The following is a 15475-nucleotide window of genomic DNA, read 5'->3' as shown; positions in this document are numbered from 1 at the left end:
CGGTCGGGCGGGGCCCGGGGCCCGGTCGTCGTCACGCTAGCCGCACGGGCCGCCCGAGTCGAGGCGGGACGGCCGCCGAGGACATGACGAAGGGCCGCCCAGCGGGGTGTCCCTCCCCCGCACGGCGGCCCTGCTCGGAGCGCTGGGCTCCGCGTGACGCGCGACCTAGACGGTGCGCGCGAACGTCTCGCGCGGCTGGCGGCGGTATCCGTCGCGGGCGACGAGGACGATCGAGCCGACGATGCCGGCGATCGAGGCGGTGGCGAGCATGGCGAACACGGTGAACACGGCGGTTCCTTTCGAAGGAGATCGGTGATGTCGGGCGATTCCGGTGCGCCCTTGCACGTGTCCGACTCCTCAATCATGCACCTTCGAACCGTTCAGCACAATCGCACAGAACTTCACTGACCATGTAGCATGACTACATGGATGTGCGACGACTCGACCTGCTCCGCGAACTCGCCGAACGCGGCAGCGTGACGGCCGTCGCCGAGGCGACGGGGCGCACGCCCTCGGCGGTGTCGCAGCAGCTCAAGGTGCTGGAGCGCGAGGCCGGCATGCCGCTCACCGAGCGCAGCGGTCGCGGCATCGTGCTCACGAGCGCCGGGCACGCGCTGGCGCGCAGCGCGACCGAGGTCGCGGTCGCCCTCGAGCGCGCCTCGTCCCTGTGGGACGAGTTCCGCAACCACCCGAGCGGCGAGGTCACGCTCCTGACGTTCCCCACCATCGGGGCCACGGTCCTCCCGCAGGTCCTCTCCGACCTCCGATCGGTGGCCGGGCTCGTCGTGCGGGCGACCGACCTCGACCCGGAGCTCGCCGAGTTCCCCGACCTCACGAACGACTACGACATCGTGCTGGCGCACACCATGCCGGGCGAGCTCCCGTGGGGCGGCCGAGGCCTGCGGGCACTGCCCCTGCTCACCGAACCGCTCGACATCGGGCTGCCCGCCGACCACCGCCTCGCCGGTCGATCGCACGTCACGCCCGCCGACCTCGTCGACGAGACCTGGCTCGGCGTGCCGCCCGGCTTCCCGTTCGAGCGGATCCTCCACGCCATCGAGCAGGCGGGCGGGCGGCGAGTCGAGGTGAGCCAGCGCTTCAGCGACATGCGCATCATCGAGGCCTTCATCGGCGCCGGGCTCGGCATCGCCTTCGTCCCCCGGTACACATCGGGCGTCCTGCCGTCGAACCTCGTGCTCAAGCCGCTCCGCGGCGTGCCCTCGGTGCGCCAGATCTTCGCCCTCGTGCGTCCCGACGTCGCCGAGCGGCTCGCGGTGCGCACGGTGCTCGAGGTGCTCGTGGATCGCGCCGCACGCCTGGAGCAGGCCTACGACCATCCGTCGCGAGGGTCCGGGGCGGACCGGGCGGCGCAGGAGCCGGGCACGGCGGATGCCGCGGACGCGGCGGATGCCGACCGGTCCGGGCGCCCGGCGGTCGACGCGGCCGCGCCCACCCCGCACTAGCGTCGGGTCGCCGCGCGCGCCGGCGGCCGCAGCCCATCGGCGAGGTCGGTGCGTGCGAGCGCGTTGACCGCGCGGAGCGCGCCGCCCTCCGCCCGGTACTCGAAGAGGCTCATGCCCGCGCGGTCGGCGAACGCCACCCCGCCGTCCGAGTACGTGCCGCTCGTGAAGAAGAGGGGCCGTCGGCCGTCGTGCGCGGCGACGCCGGCCAACTCGCGGATCTGTGCGACCGGCACCGAGGCGCGCTCCGAGAGGTTCTTCACCTGCGCGATGCAGTGGGCGCTCACCACGTCGACGCCCCCGTCGCCCGAGAAGCGAGTGACCTCGGCGTCGACCGCGCCGAGGTGGCGCATCCAGTCGGCGACCAGCTCCTCCGCGCCGCGGTGCGAGACCCCGTACGGCTGCGGGCCCGGCCGGGGCCACAGGGGCGGCAGCGGGTCCGCCGGGGCCCGTCGGCCGGGTCGCGCCGCCTCGGCGCCGGCGGCGACGAGTGCGACCTCCGCCACCTCCGACGCGAGCCCGGCGAGCAGCTCGCCGTGCCGATCGCGCACCCACCGCTGCACCACGACCAGCACGGCGGCCGCCCAGGCGAGCACCGCGACGCACCACGCCGGACCCACGACGAGCGGCAGGGGGAAGCCGGGCCGCTCGACGAGCGCGAGCGTCGCGCCCGCCGCGACGACCCAGGACGCCGCATAGGCGACCCACCACCACCTGGTCGGCATGCGCGCCGGCGCATGGGCGCGTGCGAGGCCCGGCGCCGCCGCGCGGCACGCCTGCGCGAGCGTCGCGGTGACCACGACCGCGGGGACGCCGAGCGGTGCCCGTCGGCCGAGCGAACGACCGAGCGCGACGGCGGCCTCGGCGAGCGGCGGGGTGAGCACGATCGGATACTAGGAGCGGCATACGACACGGCCTGCCGGCTCCGGCCGGGAGGACGTCGGCCCGTCGGCCGTCCGGGCCTCGACCGGCGGTAGCATCCGAGGATGCCCGACGACGTGATCCTCTTCGACGTGCGCGACGGACTCGCCCACGTCACGCTCAACCGTCCCGCCCGGCTCAACGCGGTCGATCCCGAGGCCATCGGGCGCTGGCAGGCGCTGGCGCACGAGATCGCGGATCGCGACGACATCGGCGCCGTACTCTTCGACGCCGCCGGCCGGGCGTTCTGCGCGGGCGGCGACGTCGTCGCCATGTCCGAGCTGGCCGCCGCGGCGACCGGCGACGCGCGCCCCGCGGACCTGGTCCGCGGCCTCGCCGATCGCATCCACGAGGGCCACCGCGTGCTGCGCGAGAGCACGAAGCCGATCGTCGCCGCCGTCCAGGGCCCGGTCGCGGGCGGCGGGCTCGGCTTCATGCTCGTCGCCGACCTCGTCGTGGCATCCGATCGGGCGACGTTCGCGAGCCGCTACAGCGACGTCGGGCTCACCCCGGACTGCGGCGTCAGCACGCTCCTGCCCGAGGCGGTCGGCGTCCGCCGGGCGCTCGAGCTCACGCTGACGTCGCGCACGCTGTCGGCGAGCGAGGCGCTCGACTGGGGACTCGTCGCGGAGGTCGTCGCGCCCGAGGCGCTCGCCGGCCGCGCCCGCGAGATCGCCGACGGATGGCTCGCCGGCGCGACGCACGCGTTCGGCCAGGCGAAGCGGCTCGTGCACGCCGGGCGCGCCCGCTCCTTCCAGGCGTCGCTCGACGACGAGGCTGCGACCATCGGCGCCGCGATCGAGACCCCGGAGGCGCAGGCCGCGATCGCCCGCTTCGCGGCGCGCACCACCTCGCGGTGAGCGAGGATCCGGACCGCAGGCGCGTGGCAGCGGTCTCCCCCGCCGGCGGCGGGGGCGCCTGAGCACGGATCGGGCCGGGCGTGCAGCGCCCGGCCCGATCCGACGGCTCAGCCTGCGGCGGACGCCGGCACCTCGCCGAACCCGTCCGCGAGCAGCCGGCGCAACGCGTCGATCGCCGATGCGGCATCCGGCCCGCTGCCGTCGAGGCGCACCGAGTGCCCCTGCTTCGCACCGAGCGACATCAGCCCGATCATGCTCCGCGCCGGCACCGGTCCGCTGCCCGTGGTGAGGTTGGTCACGTCGACGACGGCGTCGAACCCGCCCGCGGCCTGGACCAGGAGCGCCGCCGGCCGCGCATGCAGGCCCTCGGGGTTGACCACCACCTCGTCGACGGAACTGGGCTCGGCCGGCGGGGACGGCACCGGATCGGGGGCCGACGGCGCCTGCTCGCGCTTCGCGTCCAGGGCCGCGGCCGACTCGCGGGCGACCTCGTCGAGCGACGCCCCCGTCGCGGCCAGCACGAGCCCCGCCGTGATGCCCTCGACGAACGGCCCCGTGCCGACGACGACCTCCGTGGCGGACTCGCGGAGCTCGAGGGCGAGCCCGGCGCTGAGCACGGCCGAGCCGAGGTCGGTGACCACGAGGACGCCCGGAACCCCCTGACCGGCCAATTCGTCGATCGCACCGGCGACGGCCGTGGCATCCGTGCCGAACCGGTCGGCCGATCCCGCCGCGATGCGAACGGGCGGCGGCGCCCCGTGCACCATCTGCATCCCGAGCTCGACCGCGGCCTCGGCGAGCCGGGGACTGTGCGAGACGACGACCATCCCGATCATCCGACGCCCTCCGACCGCGCGTCCGCCAGGGACTGCACGAGGATCGCGGCGGAGGTCGCACCCGGATCGAGGTGCTCCGCGCTGCGATCGCCCAGGTAGCTGGCCCGACCCTTGCGCGCGACGAGCGGGATCGTCGCGTCGCGTCCCAGGGCGGCCGCGTCGGCGGCGGCCCTCAGGGACTCGGCGAGCGGATGACCCTCGGCGGTCGCCGCGCTCAGGGTGTCGGCGGCGGGCTGGAGCGCGTCGACCATGGTCTTGTCGCCCGGTTCCGCACGCCCGCGCGCGACCACCCCGGCCACGCCGGCGCGGAACGCCTCGGCCAGGACCGCGGCGTCGAGCTCGGTCGCCGGTCCCACCGACTTCGCCATCTCGAGGAACAGCGTGCCGTAGAGCGACCCGCTGGCCCCACCGACGGTCGACACGAGCGCCATCCCGGAGGACTTCAGCACGGCTCCCGCATCGCCCGGCGGCGCCTCCTCGAGCCGGCGGCGCACCGCGCCGGTGCCCCTGGCGATGTTGGTGCCGTGGTCGGCGTCGCCGATGGCGGAGTCCAGCTCGGTCAGGTGCTCGGCCTCCGCGCTGATCCGTTCGTCGAAGCGGAGCATCCACGCCACGAGGTCGTCGACCGTGAGGCGGCCGTCCTGCGACGCCGTCATGCCTACGCCCCCCATCGGAGCGCCGCCGTGCTCACGGGCGCGTCCCAGAGCCGCAGCATCTCGTCGTCGGCCCGCAGGAGCGTGAGGGAGCATCCGGCCATGTCGAGGCTCGTGATGTAGTCGCCCACGAGCACGCGTGCGACCGTGATGCCGCGCTCCTCGAGCAGGGCGGCGACCGCGCCGTACATCAGGTAGAGCTCGATGAGCGGGGTGCCGCCGAGGCCGCTGAGCATCGCGATCACCGGGGCTCCGGTGAAGTCGTGGTCCGCCAGGATCGCCGATACGAGGGTCTCGGCGATCTCGGACGCGGAGGCCAGCGGCGCCCTGGTCCGGCCGGGCTCGCCGTGGATGCCGACGCCCATCTCCATCTCGTCCTCGGGGAGGTCGAAGCTCGGCTTGCCCACCGACGGCAGCGTGGCGCTGGTGAGTGCGACGCCCATCGAACGGCCCTGCTCCGAGACGCGCTCGGCGATCGCGTGCACGGCGTCGAGGTCGGCGCCGGCCCGGGCGGCGGCACCGGCGATCTTCTCGACGAGCACGGTCGTGCCGACGCCGCGGCGGCCGGCTGTCCACGTCGAGTCCTCGACGGCGACGTCGTCGGCGACGAGCACCGTCTTCACCGCGATGCCCTCCGCCTCGGCGAGCTCGGCGGCCATCTCGAAGTTCAGCACGTCGCCCGTGTAGTTCTTGACGATGAAGAGCACGCCGGCGCCGGTGTCCACCGCCTGCGCGGCGGCGAGCATCTGGTCGGGGGTCGGCGACGTGAAGACCTCGCCGGCGCAGGCGGCGTCGAGCATCCCGGGGCCGACGAAGCCGCTGTGCAGCGGCTCGTGGCCGGAGCCGCCGCCGGAGACCAGCGCGACCTTGCCCGGCTCCGGCGTCGCCCGTGCGACCACCCGATGGGCGATGTCGACGGCGAGTTCCGGGTGGGCGGCGGCGACCCCCTTCAGGGCGTCGACGAGCACCTCCGACGGTGCATCGATGAGCTTCTTCATGCGCGTGCCTCCTCTTCGACGAGCGCTTCGGTCAGGGTCGTGCGGTCGGCCCGCGTCCGCGAGACCAGGCCGAACGCGACGCCGGCGAGGATGCCGCCGGCCAGCTCGGCGATCACGTAGACCGGCCACTGCTCCCACTGCACCGAACCGCCCAGGAGCTGCTGCACGAGCATGGGGCCGGTGGTACGGGCGGGGTTGATCGAGGCTCCGGTCGCCGGCGCCACGGGGATGATCGCGGCGAACACGACGAGCCCGATGACGAGCCCCGCGAAGCCGGGTGCGGCCTTGCGATGGATCACGCCGAAGACGGTGAACACCAGCAGGAACGTGCCGAGGAACTCGGCCGTGAACGCCTGCCAGATCGGGATGTCGCCGTAGGCGGCGACGCCGAGGCCGAGTTCGCTCGCCTGCGGGCCGAGCGCGCCGACGATGGCGAACGCGCCGACGGTCGCGCCCAGCACCTGCGCGAGCACGTACCCGGGGACGTCGCGCCAGGCGAACTTGCCGGTCGCGGCGAGCGCGAGGGTCACGGCCGGGTTGATGTGGTTGCCGGAGATGTAGCCGAACACGTACACCGTCGCCACGACGATGGTGCCGAAGGCGAGCGAGATGAAGCCGAGGTCGGCGGGGGCGAAGGGCGCGTCGCCCCTCACGAGTGCGAACGCCGGCACTGAGCCGACGCCGACGAAGACGAGGAAGGCGGTACCGAGGAACTCGGCGGCGAGCCGCTGCCAAGTCCGGTTGTCATCCATGATCTGCGTTCTCCCTTGAACGAGGTTGGCCAGACATTCGATATTGTCGAATGGCTTTCGGTAATACTGAATGTTGGCCTGCTCGACCCGTCCTGTCAAGAACCAGCCAGAATGGGGATGCGCGATGGGCGCGACGAGGGAGGGGGAGTCGGTGATCCAGTCGATCGACCGGGCGGCGAAGATCCTCACCCTGTTGCAGGGCTCGAGGCGCATGGGCATCACGGAGCTCGCGGCCGCACTCGACCTGCCCCCGTCGACCGTGCACGGCATCGTGAAGTCGCTCCAGGCGCACGGACTCGTCGCCCAGCAGCCGAGCGGGAACCGCTACGTGCTCGGACCGGCGCTGCTGAAGCTGTCGAGCGTCTACCTCGACACGCTCGACGTGCGGGCGCGCTCGATGCGCTGGATGCACGAGCTCTCCAGCCGCACCGGCCTCGCGACCCGGCTCGGGGCGGAACTGTTCGGCGAGGTCATCGTCATCCACCACGACCGGCGCCCCGACGGCACCGAGCAGATGCCGGAGACCGGCCTGACGATCCCCAGCCACGCCTCCGCACTCGGGAAGGTGCTCCTCGCGTACGACGCCGCGCACGCGGCGGACGCGCTGTCCCGTCCGCTGGCCGCGCTGACCGCGGACACGGTGACCGACCCGGACCGCGTGCGGGAGGGGCTCGAGCAGGTGCGGCGTGACGCGCTCGGCTTCGAGAACGAGGAGGCCGTCATCGGCGAGTCATCCGTCGCCGCGCCGGTCTGCTCGGAGGACGGCGACGTGATCGCCGCGGTCGCGGTCGTCATGCCAGCGAGCGAGTGGCCGCCCTCGGACGCCGTCCTGGCGGAACTCCGTGACGCCGCGCGCAGCATCTCGCGGGACCTCGGCGCACCGGCGTGGCCGCCGCGCCCGCCCGCCACGGCGGGATGACGCGGCGCCCCGGGGTCAGTCGTGCTGCGGGAAGCCCAGGTTCAGGCCACCGTGGCTCGGGTCGAGCCAGCGCGACGTGATCGCCTTCTCCTGCGTGAAGAAGTCGAAGCCGCGCGGGCCGTACGCCTTGGCGTCGCCGAACAGCGAGTCCTTCCAGCCGCCGAACGAGTGGTAGGCCACGGGCACGGGGATCGGCACGTTGATGCCGACCATGCCGACCGTCACCTCGCGCTGGAAGCGCCGCGCGGCGCCGCCGTCGTTCGTGAAGATCGCCGTCCCGTTGCCGTAGCGCGACGCGTTGATGAGGTCGAGCCCCTCCTCGTAGCCGTCGACGCGCACGACCGAGAGCACCGGGCCGAAGATCTCGTCGCGGTACACGGCCGACGAGGTCGGCACCTTGTCGATGAGGGTCGGCCCCATCCAGAACCCGTCGGGCGCGCCGTCCACCTCGGGGTCGCGGCCGTCCACGACGACGGATGCCCCGTCCTCGCCGGCCACGTCGAGGTACCCCGCGACCTTGTCGCGGTGCTCGCGCGTGATGAGCGGCCCCATGTCGCACCCTCGGGTGCCGTCGCCGGTCGTGAGCCGGCCCATCCGCTCGCTGATCTTCTCGACGAGCTCGTCGGCGATCGCGTCGACCGCGACCACGGCGGAGATCGCCATGCAGCGCTCGCCCGCCGAGCCGAATCCCGCGTTCACGGCCGCATCGGCGGCGAGGTCGAGGTCGGCGTCGGGCAGCACCAGCATGTGGTTCTTCGCCCCGCCGAGGGCCTGCACGCGCTTGCCGTTCGCCGTGGCCGTCGCGTAGATGTACCGCGCGATCGGCGTCGAGCCGACGAACGAGATCGAGCGCACGGTGGGGTGCTCGAGCAGCGCGTCCACCGCGACCTTGTCGCCGTGGACCACGTTGAGCACGCCGTCGGGCAGCCCGGCCTCCTGGAAGAGGCGCGCGAGCCACACCGCCGCCGACGGGTCCTTCTCCGACGGCTTCAGCACGACCGTGTTGCCCGTCGCGATCGCGAGCGGGAAGAACCACAGCGGCACCATCGCCGGGAAGTTGAACGGGCTGATGATGCCCACGACGCCGAGCGGCTGGCGCAGCGAGTACACGTCGATGCCGGTCGAGACGTTCTCGGAGTACTCGCCCTTCGTGTATGCGGGCATGGCGCAGGCGAGCTCGACGACCTCGAGGCCGCGGGCGATCTCGCCGAGCGCGTCGGCCGTGACCTTGCCGTGCTCGGCGGTGAGGATCGCGGCGAGCTCGTCGGTCCGCGACGCGAGCAGCTCGCGGAAGCGGAACATGACCTGCTGGCGCTTGGCGATCGAGGCGTCGCGCCAGGCCGGGAAGGCGCGGGCCGCGGCCTCCACCGCGACGTCGACGTCCTCGGTCGAGGCGAAGCGCACCCGGCGCTGCACGACGCCGAGGGCGGGGTTGTAGACGGGCCCGGTGCGGTCGGAGTCGCCCGAGGCGGGCGCGCCGTCGATCCAGTGCTCGACGAGCTCGGCGGTCTCGGTGCCCTCGGCGCTGGGGGCGGTCTGGGTGTCGGTCATGGTCTCGTTCCTCTCGAATCGAGGTGTCCGGGTCGTTCGGGATGGGAGGCCGCGGCGCCCCGGACGGATGCCGCGGACTCGGTTCACACGGCGACGGTGCCGAGCACCTCGTCGTAGATCTCGGTCGCCTGCTCGACCTCCTCGGCGGTGACCACGCACGGCGGCACCACGTGGATGCGGTTCTCGGCGACGAACGGGAGCAGGCCGCGCTCGACGAGCGCGCCCTTGATGCGGCCGACCTCGGCGGCGGGCAGCGGCTCGCGCGTCTCGGGGTCGGCGACCAGGTCGAGCGCCCAGAAGACGCCCTCGCCCCGCACCTCGCCGATCACGGCGTGCTTCTCGGCGAGCTCGGTCAGCGCGGGGGCGATGGACTCGGCGCCCACACGGCGTGCGCGGTCGACGATGCCCTCGGACTCCATCGCGTCGAGCGCGCCGACGATCGACGCCATCGCGAGCGGGTGGCCGGAGTAGGTCAGCCCGCCCGGGAAGACGCGCTCGTCGAAGTCGGCGGCGATCTCGTCGGAGATCACGACGCCGCCGACGGGCACGTAGCCCGAGTTCACGCCCTTGGCGAAGCTGATGAGGTCGGGCTTCACGTCGTAGCCGTCGAACGCGAACCAGCGGCCGGTGCGGCCGAAGCCGCACATGACCTCGTCGAGGATGAGCACGATGCCGTGCCGATCGCACAGCTCGCGCACGCCGGCCAGGTACCCGGGCGGCGGCACGAGCACGCCGGCGGTGCCGGGCACCGTCTCGAGCAGCACCGCCGCGATGGAGGTCGGGCCCTCGGCCTCGATCACGCGCCGCAGGTGGCGCAGGGCCCGCTCCGACTCCTCCTCGGGCGTCGTCGCCCAGAACTCGGAGCGGTACAGGAAGGGGCCGAAGAAGTGGACGTGTCCGCGCGCGAACTCGTTCGGGATGCGGCGCCAGTCCCCCGTCGACACGATCGCCGCACCGGTGTTGCCGTGGTACGAGCGGTAGGTCGAGAGCACTTTGTCGCGGCCCGTGTGCAGGCGCGCCATCCGGATCGCGTTCTCGTTCGCGTCCGCGCCGCCGTTGGTGAAGAACACCTTCGACATGCCCTCGGGCGCCCGCGCCGTGATCCGCTTCGCGGCCTCGCCGCGCGCGAGGTTCACGGTCGGCGGGCCGATGGTGGCCAGCAGCTCCGCCTGCTCGCGGATCGCCGAGACGACCGCGGGGTGCTGGTGGCCGATGTTCACGTTGACGAGCTGGCTCGAGAAGTCGAGGTACTCGCGGCCCGCGTGGTCCCAGACCTTCGTGCCGCGCCCGCTCGCGACGACCAGCTGCGGCGGACTGCCCTGCGCCGACCAGGAGTGGAAGACGTGTTCGGCGTCGAGCTCGCGCGCGAGCGCGTCGAGGTCGGCGGTGAGGTTCTCGGTCATCAGCGTCGTCGCCTTTCGTGGGGTGGATGCCGCGGGGCCCGCCGTGCGGGGCCGGCCCCGCGGCATCCGTCTGCTAGTTGCCGCCCTCGTTGAGGGTGACCTCGATGGGTTCGTACGAGTCGCCGCTCAGGTCGACGCCGTCGGCCTCGAGGTTCGCGATGGCCTCGTCGACGTACTCGTTCGTGTAGGCCGTGTCCGGCGGGTCGGTCGTGATGACCTGCGCGCCGTCCTGGTTCTTCGTGGCGAGGGCCATCTCGACGGTCGCGTCCCACTGGTCCTCGTTGATGTGGCCGATGCCGCTCGTGGAGGGCCAGATGAGCTTGTTGATCTCGTTCGCCATCCAGAGCTGGTGGCTCGTGCCGAGCGTCGATCCGGCCTCGGTGACCGCGTCGGCCGCGGCCTGGGGGTCGTCGCGCTGGTCGATCCAGCCGAGGATGGCGCCCTGGATCAGCTTCACGGCCGTGTCGGCGTACTCCGGGTCGCTCTCGAGGCGCTCGGTGTTCGCCCAGATCGCGTCCTGCAGCATGGCCGTGCCGACCTCGTTCCAGTCGATGACCGAGAAGTCCTCGGGCTGGTAGAGCTCGCCCGTGTCGGGGTTCGTCGCCTCGAGCAGCTGCGCGTACTCGTTGTAGGTCATCGCCTGGGCGGCGTCGATCTCCTTGTTCAGCAGCGCGTTCATGTCGAAGTTCTGCTGCACGATCGTGTAGTCCGACGCGCCGGCCTCGGTGAGGCCCGCGAAGAGCTCCCACTCGTTGCCGAAGCCCCAGCTGCCGATCTGCTTGCCCGAGAGGTCCTCGGGGCCCTCGATGCCGCTGTCGGCCCACGAGACCTGCAGGGTCGCGGACCGCTCGAAGATCTGGGCGATGTCGGTGATGCCCGCGCCGGCCTCGATCGACGCGAGTGCCTTCGGCACCCAGGCGATCGCGAAGTCGACGTCGCCGGCGGCGAGCACGTCCTGCGGGACGATGTCGACCGCACCGGGGATGATCTCGACGTCGAGGCCGAGGTCCTCCCAGTAGCCGTTCGCCTTCGCCAGGTAGTACCCGCCGAACTGGGCCTGCGTCAGCCACTGCAGCTGCAGGGTGACCGGCGTGAGCTCGCCGTCGGCGCTGTCGCCGCCGTCGCCGGAGTCGCTGCTCCCACTGGAACAGCCGGCGAGCACGAGCGCGGTCGCGGCTGCTGCGGCCGCGCCCGCGAGGATCCTGTTGCGCTTCATGTGCATTCCTCTCTTGGTGGTGGTGCTCGTGGTGCGGGATCCGACCGGCGGTGCCGGTGGCGTGGGCCGGGCGTCGTCGGCCGGCGGGTCAGGTGGTCATCGGTGTCGCGAGGCGATCCTCTCGATCAGCGTGGTGAGTGCGAAGAAGACGAGGCCCAGCACGATGGCGCCGATCACGAACGCCCAGGCGCGGGCGTACGCGCTCGACGCGGCCGCGGTCGTGATCGCCGAGCCGAGGCCGGCGCGGGGCCCGCCGAAGTACTCGGCGACGAGCGCGGAGATCACCGCGAGCGACGAGGCGATCCGCAGGCCGGTGAAGAAGTGCGGCAGCGCCGACGGGATCGTGACGAACCGGGTCTGCTGGCCCGAGCTCGCAGCGTACGCGCGCATGAGGTCGCGGTGCACCGGTCGCACCTGCCGGAGGCCGCGGAGCGTGTTGAGGAAGATCGGCACGAACGCGGCGATCGAAGCGATGATGATGCGCGCGACCTCGGAGGTCGAGCCGAACATCGTGTAGAGCACGGGCGCGAGGGCGACGATGGGCACGACCGCCACGGCCGCCACGATCGGCGCGAGCATGCCGTCCACGGAGCGGAGCGACGAGGCGGCGATCGCCAGGAGCACGCCGATGACGGCGCCGATGACGAGGCCGATGAGCGCGTTCAGCCCGGTCGCGAGCGTCGCGGCGAGCACCTGCGGCGCGTACTGCACGAGCTGGTCGAGGATGGCGGACGGACTCGCGAGCACGAACGGCGGGATGCCGGCCGAGACGACGATGAGCTCGACGAGCAGGACGAGCACGACGAAGAGCGCGATGGGCGGGAGGACGAGCGCGGCGAACCGCGCGAGCGGGCCGCCGCCGGTGCGGCGGCGGCGGCGGGCCGCGGTCCCGCCACGGTCGTCCGGCGCCGGCGTGCCCGTTCCTCCGGAGACGGCGGCGGCGCCGTCGGCGCGCGGCGGCGTGGGCTGGGTGGCCACCGCCGAGTCGGGCAGGCCGCTCATCGCACGTCCACCCCCCTCGCCGAGCCCGTGGCGGGAGCGGCCTCGTGGCCGTGCAGCGCCTCGCGCACCGCGGTCACGCCGGCGAAGAACGCGGCGTCCTCGCGGAGGTCCTCGCCGCGGTCGGCCGCATCGCCGAGCCGGACGTCGACCTCGTCCGTGATGCGTCCGGGGCGTGGCGACATGACCACCACGCGGTCGGACAGGTAGACCGCCTCGGGGATCGAGTGCGTGACGAACACGACGGCGGCGCCGGTCTCGGCGCGGATCCGCAGGAGCTCGGTCTGCATGCGCTCGCGCGTCATCTCGTCGAGCGCGCCGAACGGCTCGTCCATGAGGAGCAGCCGGGGCTGCTCGGCGAGCGAGCGCGCGATCGCGACGCGCTGCTGCATGCCGCCGGAGAGCTGGTCGGGGTAGTGGCCCGCGAAGTCGGACAGGCCGACGAGCTCGAGCAGCTCGGCCACGCGGGTGCGACGCTGGGCCGAGCCGATGCCGTGCAGCTGCAGCGGAAGCTCGACGTTCGCCGCGACCGAGCGCCACGGCAGCAGGCCGGCCTGCTGGAACGCGATGCCGTACGCCTGGTCGATGCGGGCCTGCCGCGCCGTCTTGCCGAAGACGCGGATCACGCCCGCGGTGGGCTCGTCGAGGTCGGCGATGAGGCGGAGCAGCGTGGACTTGCCGCAGCCCGAGGGACCGATCAGCGAGACGAACTCGCCGGCGCGGACCGTGAGCTCGATGCCCGTGAGCGCGGTGACCTCGGCGCCCTTCGCCCCGGCGAAGATGCGCTCGACGCCGCGCGCGACGACGGCCTCGGTCGCGTCGGCGGTCGCGGACGGGGTCGCGGTCGCCGGCGAGGCCGCGGTGCCCGCGGCGGACGTCGACTCGGGGGCGGGCGTGCTCGGGGACGTGCTCATGCGACGGTCTCCTGTCGGCGGAACGGACTGAGGAAGGCGGCGAGGAGGGCGACGAAGCCGGCGGCGACGAGTCCGAGCAGGACCGCGCCGAGGATCGGCGCCCAGGGCTTGGCCGGGTCGCTCGACGCCGCGACGGCGGTCTCGAGGATGAGCCGGCCGATGCCGCCGGTGAAGCCGACCGAGATCTCGGCGACGACCGTGCCGACGACCGCGTTCGCGGCTGCGAGGCGCAGCGCGGGAACGAGGAACGGCACGCTCGCGGGCAGCCGGAGCCGGAGCAGCGTGGTCCACCAGCCGGCGGCGTAGCTGCGCATGAGGTCGAGGTGCGCGGCATCCGGGCTCTGGAGCCCCCGCAGCGCGCCGACGGCGACCGGGAAGAACGCGAGGTAGCTCGCGATGATCACGACCGACATCCAGCTCTCCCACGAGAACGCGCCGAACTCGAGGCGGGAGCCCCAGTTGCGGATGAGCGGGGCCAGCGCGATCAGCGGGACCGTCTGGCTGAGGATCACGAACGGGAGGACGGCGCGCTCGGCGATGCGGAAGCCCAGCATCAGCAGGGCGAGCACGAACCCGACGACGACGCCGACGAGCCAGCCGAGCGCGGCGACGCCGAGGCTCGTGAGGGCCGCGAGCAGCACCACCACGCCGAGCGGCAGCGCGCCGGAGGCGCGGGTCACGGGCTCCACGATGCGCGCGAGCATCTCCCAGACGTGCGGCATGGCCTGGTCGCTCGTGCGCGGGAGCAGCCTGATGCCGCTTCCGGTGACGCCCTCCTGCGCGCCGACGAGCCATCCGTCGGCCGGGCCGACCAGCTTGTACAGCTCCCACAGCGCGGCGAGCGCGACGATCCCGAGCACGCCCCACAGCACCGCCTGACGGCGTCGCGCGCTGCGCGCTGCGCCGGCCGCGCGTCCGGCGTCGCCGCCGCGTGCGCCGCGGCCGACCGTCGGGGTCGTCGTCGCCGTCATGCCTTCGCCGTCAGGTGCTCGGTCATGGCGGGGATCACGGTCTCGCCGTACACCCGCATCGTCTCCTCCTTGTTGTCGTGCTGGAGGTAGCCGGCGAACTGGTCCACGCCGAGCTCGGCGAGCCGCTTCAGCTTCTCGATGTGCTCCTCCGCGGTGCCGAGCACGCAGAACCGCTCGACGATCTCGTCGGGCACGAAGTCGACGTGGTCGTTGTCGGCCTTGCCGTGCGTGTTGTAGTCGTAGCCCTCGCGGCCCCGGATGTACTCGGTGAGCGCGTCGGGCACGCTGCCGTGCTCGCCGTACTTGGCCACGATGTCGGCGACGTGGTTGCCCACCATGCCGCCGAACCAGCGGGACTGCTCGAGCATGTGCGCGCGGTCCTCGCCGATGTAGAACGGCGCGGCCACGCAGAACTTGATCGACATCGGGTCGCGGCCGGCGGCCTCCGCGGCGTCCCGCACGGTCTTGATCATCCAGGCGGCGATGTCGACGTCGGCGAGCTGCAGGATGAAGCCGTCGCCGACCTCGCCCGTGAGCTTCAGGGCCATCGGGCCGTACGCGGCGACCCAGACCTCGAGCTCCGAGCCCACGGACCACGGGAAGCGCAGGGTCGAGCCCTTGTACTCCACCGAGCGCGAGTTCGCGAGTTCGCGGATGACGTGGATCGACTCGCGCAGCTCCTTCATCGTGACCGGCTTGCCGTTGGTGACGCGCACGGCCGAGTCGCCGCGGCCGATGCCGCAGACGGTGCGGTTGCCGTACATCTCGTTCAGCGTCGCGAAGGTCGACGCCGTGACGGTCCAGTCGCGGGTGGCGGGGTTGGTCACGAACGGACCGACCGTCACCCGACGGGTCTGCGCGAGGATCTGCGAGTGGATGACGTACGGCTCCTCCCACAGCAGGTGCGAGTCGAAGGTCCAGACGTGGCTGAACCCGAACTGCTCCGCGAGGGTGGCGAGGTGGACCGCACGCGAGGCGGGCGGATTGGTCTGGAGGACGACTCCGAAGTCCATGGCGGGGAT

The 15475-nt window shown here is 73.0% G+C and carries 16 protein-coding genes; 3 read left to right on the top strand and 13 right to left on the bottom strand.

Going from position 1 to position 15475, the window contains the following annotated elements; genetic code table 11:
- Positions 1-165: 165 nt before the first annotated feature.
- Positions 166-288 (bottom strand): hypothetical protein, encoded by a 123-nt coding sequence (locus ABD230_RS08990; protein WP_344371979.1) that lies wholly within the window; start codon positions 286-288, stop codon positions 166-168.
- 137 nt (positions 289-425) lie between these two features.
- On the opposite strand from ABD230_RS08990, the gene ABD230_RS08985 reads away from it, so the two are divergent.
- Entirely contained in the window at positions 426-1463 is a 1038-nt protein-coding gene (locus ABD230_RS08985) for a LysR family transcriptional regulator (RefSeq protein WP_344371977.1), read from the top strand.
- On the opposite strand, the gene ABD230_RS08980 is transcribed toward ABD230_RS08985, so the two are convergent.
- Positions 1460-2344 carry a restriction endonuclease gene (locus ABD230_RS08980; RefSeq protein WP_344371975.1) on the bottom strand — a complete coding sequence of 295 codons (885 nt, stop codon included), beginning with the start codon at positions 2342-2344 and terminating at the stop codon, positions 1460-1462. The genes ABD230_RS08985 and ABD230_RS08980 overlap by 4 nt on opposite strands.
- A gap of 102 nt (positions 2345-2446) precedes the next feature.
- Between ABD230_RS08980 and ABD230_RS08975 the strand changes: the two genes are divergently transcribed.
- Positions 2447-3241 carry an enoyl-CoA hydratase/isomerase family protein gene (locus ABD230_RS08975; RefSeq protein WP_344371972.1) on the top strand — a complete coding sequence of 265 codons (795 nt, stop codon included), beginning with the start codon at positions 2447-2449 and terminating at the stop codon, positions 3239-3241.
- Between the two features lie 107 nt (positions 3242-3348).
- On the opposite strand, the gene ABD230_RS08970 is transcribed toward ABD230_RS08975, so the two are convergent.
- The 4 genes from ABD230_RS08970 to ABD230_RS08955 are packed head-to-tail and all read right to left on the bottom strand — an operon-like array spanning position 3349 to position 6480.
- On the bottom strand, positions 3349-4068 hold the full coding sequence (locus ABD230_RS08970) for an HPr family phosphocarrier protein (RefSeq protein WP_344371969.1): 720 nt from the start codon (positions 4066-4068) through the stop codon (positions 3349-3351).
- A 5-nt stretch (positions 4069-4073) separates the two neighbouring features.
- Positions 4074-4733 carry a dihydroxyacetone kinase subunit DhaL gene (gene dhaL, locus ABD230_RS08965; RefSeq protein ID WP_344371966.1) on the bottom strand — a complete coding sequence of 220 codons (660 nt, stop codon included), beginning with the start codon at positions 4731-4733 and terminating at the stop codon, positions 4074-4076.
- Positions 4734-4735: 2 nt separating this feature from the next.
- On the bottom strand, positions 4736-5728 hold the full coding sequence (dhaK, locus tag ABD230_RS08960) for a dihydroxyacetone kinase subunit DhaK (protein WP_344371964.1): 993 nt from the start codon (positions 5726-5728) through the stop codon (positions 4736-4738).
- Positions 5725-6480: an MIP/aquaporin family protein gene (locus ABD230_RS08955; RefSeq protein WP_344371962.1), complete on the bottom strand. Its 756-nt coding sequence runs from the start codon at positions 6478-6480 to the stop codon at positions 5725-5727. Before ABD230_RS08955 ends, dhaK begins: the two co-directional genes overlap by 4 nt.
- Positions 6481-6604: 124 nt before the next feature.
- Between ABD230_RS08955 and ABD230_RS08950 the strand changes: the two genes are divergently transcribed.
- Entirely contained in the window at positions 6605-7399 is a 795-nt protein-coding gene (locus ABD230_RS08950) for an IclR family transcriptional regulator (RefSeq protein ID WP_344371957.1), read from the top strand.
- Positions 7400-7414: 15 nt separating this feature from the next.
- Here the strand turns inward: ABD230_RS08950 and ABD230_RS08945 are convergent, their stop codons facing one another.
- The 7 genes from ABD230_RS08945 to ABD230_RS08915 all read right to left on the bottom strand — a co-directional run bounded on the left by ABD230_RS08945 (position 7415) and on the right by ABD230_RS08915 (position 15466).
- Entirely contained in the window at positions 7415-8950 is a 1536-nt protein-coding gene (locus tag ABD230_RS08945) for a CoA-acylating methylmalonate-semialdehyde dehydrogenase (RefSeq protein ID WP_344371953.1), read from the bottom strand.
- Between the two features lie 83 nt (positions 8951-9033).
- Positions 9034-10353, bottom strand: a complete 1320-nt coding sequence (locus ABD230_RS08940) for an aspartate aminotransferase family protein (RefSeq protein ID WP_344371950.1) — start codon at positions 10351-10353, stop codon at positions 9034-9036.
- Positions 10354-10426: 73 nt separating this feature from the next.
- Complete coding sequence (locus ABD230_RS08935; protein ID WP_344371947.1) at positions 10427-11569, bottom strand: ABC transporter substrate-binding protein; 1143 nt, start codon at positions 11567-11569, stop codon at positions 10427-10429.
- A 96-nt stretch (positions 11570-11665) separates the two neighbouring features.
- Positions 11666-12571, bottom strand: coding sequence for an ABC transporter permease (locus tag ABD230_RS08930; protein WP_344371944.1), 906 nt, complete (start codon positions 12569-12571; stop codon positions 11666-11668).
- Positions 12568-13482, bottom strand: a complete 915-nt coding sequence (locus ABD230_RS08925; RefSeq protein ID WP_344371941.1) for an ABC transporter ATP-binding protein — start codon at positions 13480-13482, stop codon at positions 12568-12570. Before ABD230_RS08925 ends, ABD230_RS08930 begins: the two co-directional genes overlap by 4 nt.
- Positions 13479-14453: an ABC transporter permease gene (locus tag ABD230_RS08920; protein ID WP_344371939.1), complete on the bottom strand. Its 975-nt coding sequence runs from the start codon at positions 14451-14453 to the stop codon at positions 13479-13481. Before ABD230_RS08920 ends, ABD230_RS08925 begins: the two co-directional genes overlap by 4 nt.
- Complete coding sequence (locus tag ABD230_RS08915) at positions 14450-15466, bottom strand: TIGR03842 family LLM class F420-dependent oxidoreductase (protein ID WP_344371936.1); 1017 nt, start codon at positions 15464-15466, stop codon at positions 14450-14452. The genes ABD230_RS08920 and ABD230_RS08915 overlap by 4 nt, the downstream gene beginning before the upstream one ends.
- Positions 15467-15475: the final 9 nt, after the last annotated feature.

The organism is Agromyces tropicus (genome assembly GCF_039531345.1).
GTDB classification, from domain to species: Bacteria; Actinomycetota; Actinomycetes; order Actinomycetales; family Microbacteriaceae; genus Agromyces; species Agromyces tropicus.
Note: the sequence above shows the minus strand (reverse complement) of the source record. Positions and strands in the feature narration are given on the sequence as shown.

Excerpts from the sequence above, each read along its gene's own strand:
- ABD230_RS08985 (WP_344371977.1), top strand. The coding sequence starts at position 426 with ATGGATGTGCGACGACTCGACCTGCTCCGCGAACTCGCCGAACGCGGC.
- ABD230_RS08975 (WP_344371972.1), top strand. The coding sequence starts at position 2,447 with ATGCCCGACGACGTGATCCTCTTCGACGTGCGCGACGGACTCGCCCAC.
- ABD230_RS08970 (WP_344371969.1), bottom strand. The coding sequence starts at position 4,068 with ATGGTCGTCGTCTCGCACAGTCCCCGGCTCGCCGAGGCCGCGGTCGAG.
- dhaL (WP_344371966.1), bottom strand. The coding sequence starts at position 4,733 with ATGACGGCGTCGCAGGACGGCCGCCTCACGGTCGACGACCTCGTGGCG.
- dhaK (WP_344371964.1), bottom strand. The coding sequence starts at position 5,728 with ATGAAGAAGCTCATCGATGCACCGTCGGAGGTGCTCGTCGACGCCCTG.
- ABD230_RS08955 (WP_344371962.1), bottom strand. The coding sequence starts at position 6,480 with ATGGATGACAACCGGACTTGGCAGCGGCTCGCCGCCGAGTTCCTCGGT.
- ABD230_RS08950 (WP_344371957.1), top strand. The coding sequence starts at position 6,605 with ATGGGCGCGACGAGGGAGGGGGAGTCGGTGATCCAGTCGATCGACCGG.
- ABD230_RS08945 (WP_344371953.1), bottom strand. The coding sequence starts at position 8,950 with ATGACCGACACCCAGACCGCCCCCAGCGCCGAGGGCACCGAGACCGCC.
- ABD230_RS08940 (WP_344371950.1), bottom strand. The coding sequence starts at position 10,353 with ATGACCGAGAACCTCACCGCCGACCTCGACGCGCTCGCGCGCGAGCTC.
- ABD230_RS08935 (WP_344371947.1), bottom strand. The coding sequence starts at position 11,569 with ATGAAGCGCAACAGGATCCTCGCGGGCGCGGCCGCAGCAGCCGCGACC.
- ABD230_RS08930 (WP_344371944.1), bottom strand. The coding sequence starts at position 12,571 with ATGAGCGGCCTGCCCGACTCGGCGGTGGCCACCCAGCCCACGCCGCCG.
- ABD230_RS08925 (WP_344371941.1), bottom strand. The coding sequence starts at position 13,482 with ATGAGCACGTCCCCGAGCACGCCCGCCCCCGAGTCGACGTCCGCCGCG.
- ABD230_RS08920 (WP_344371939.1), bottom strand. The coding sequence starts at position 14,453 with ATGACGGCGACGACGACCCCGACGGTCGGCCGCGGCGCACGCGGCGGC.
- ABD230_RS08915 (WP_344371936.1), bottom strand. The coding sequence starts at position 15,466 with ATGGACTTCGGAGTCGTCCTCCAGACCAATCCGCCCGCCTCGCGTGCG.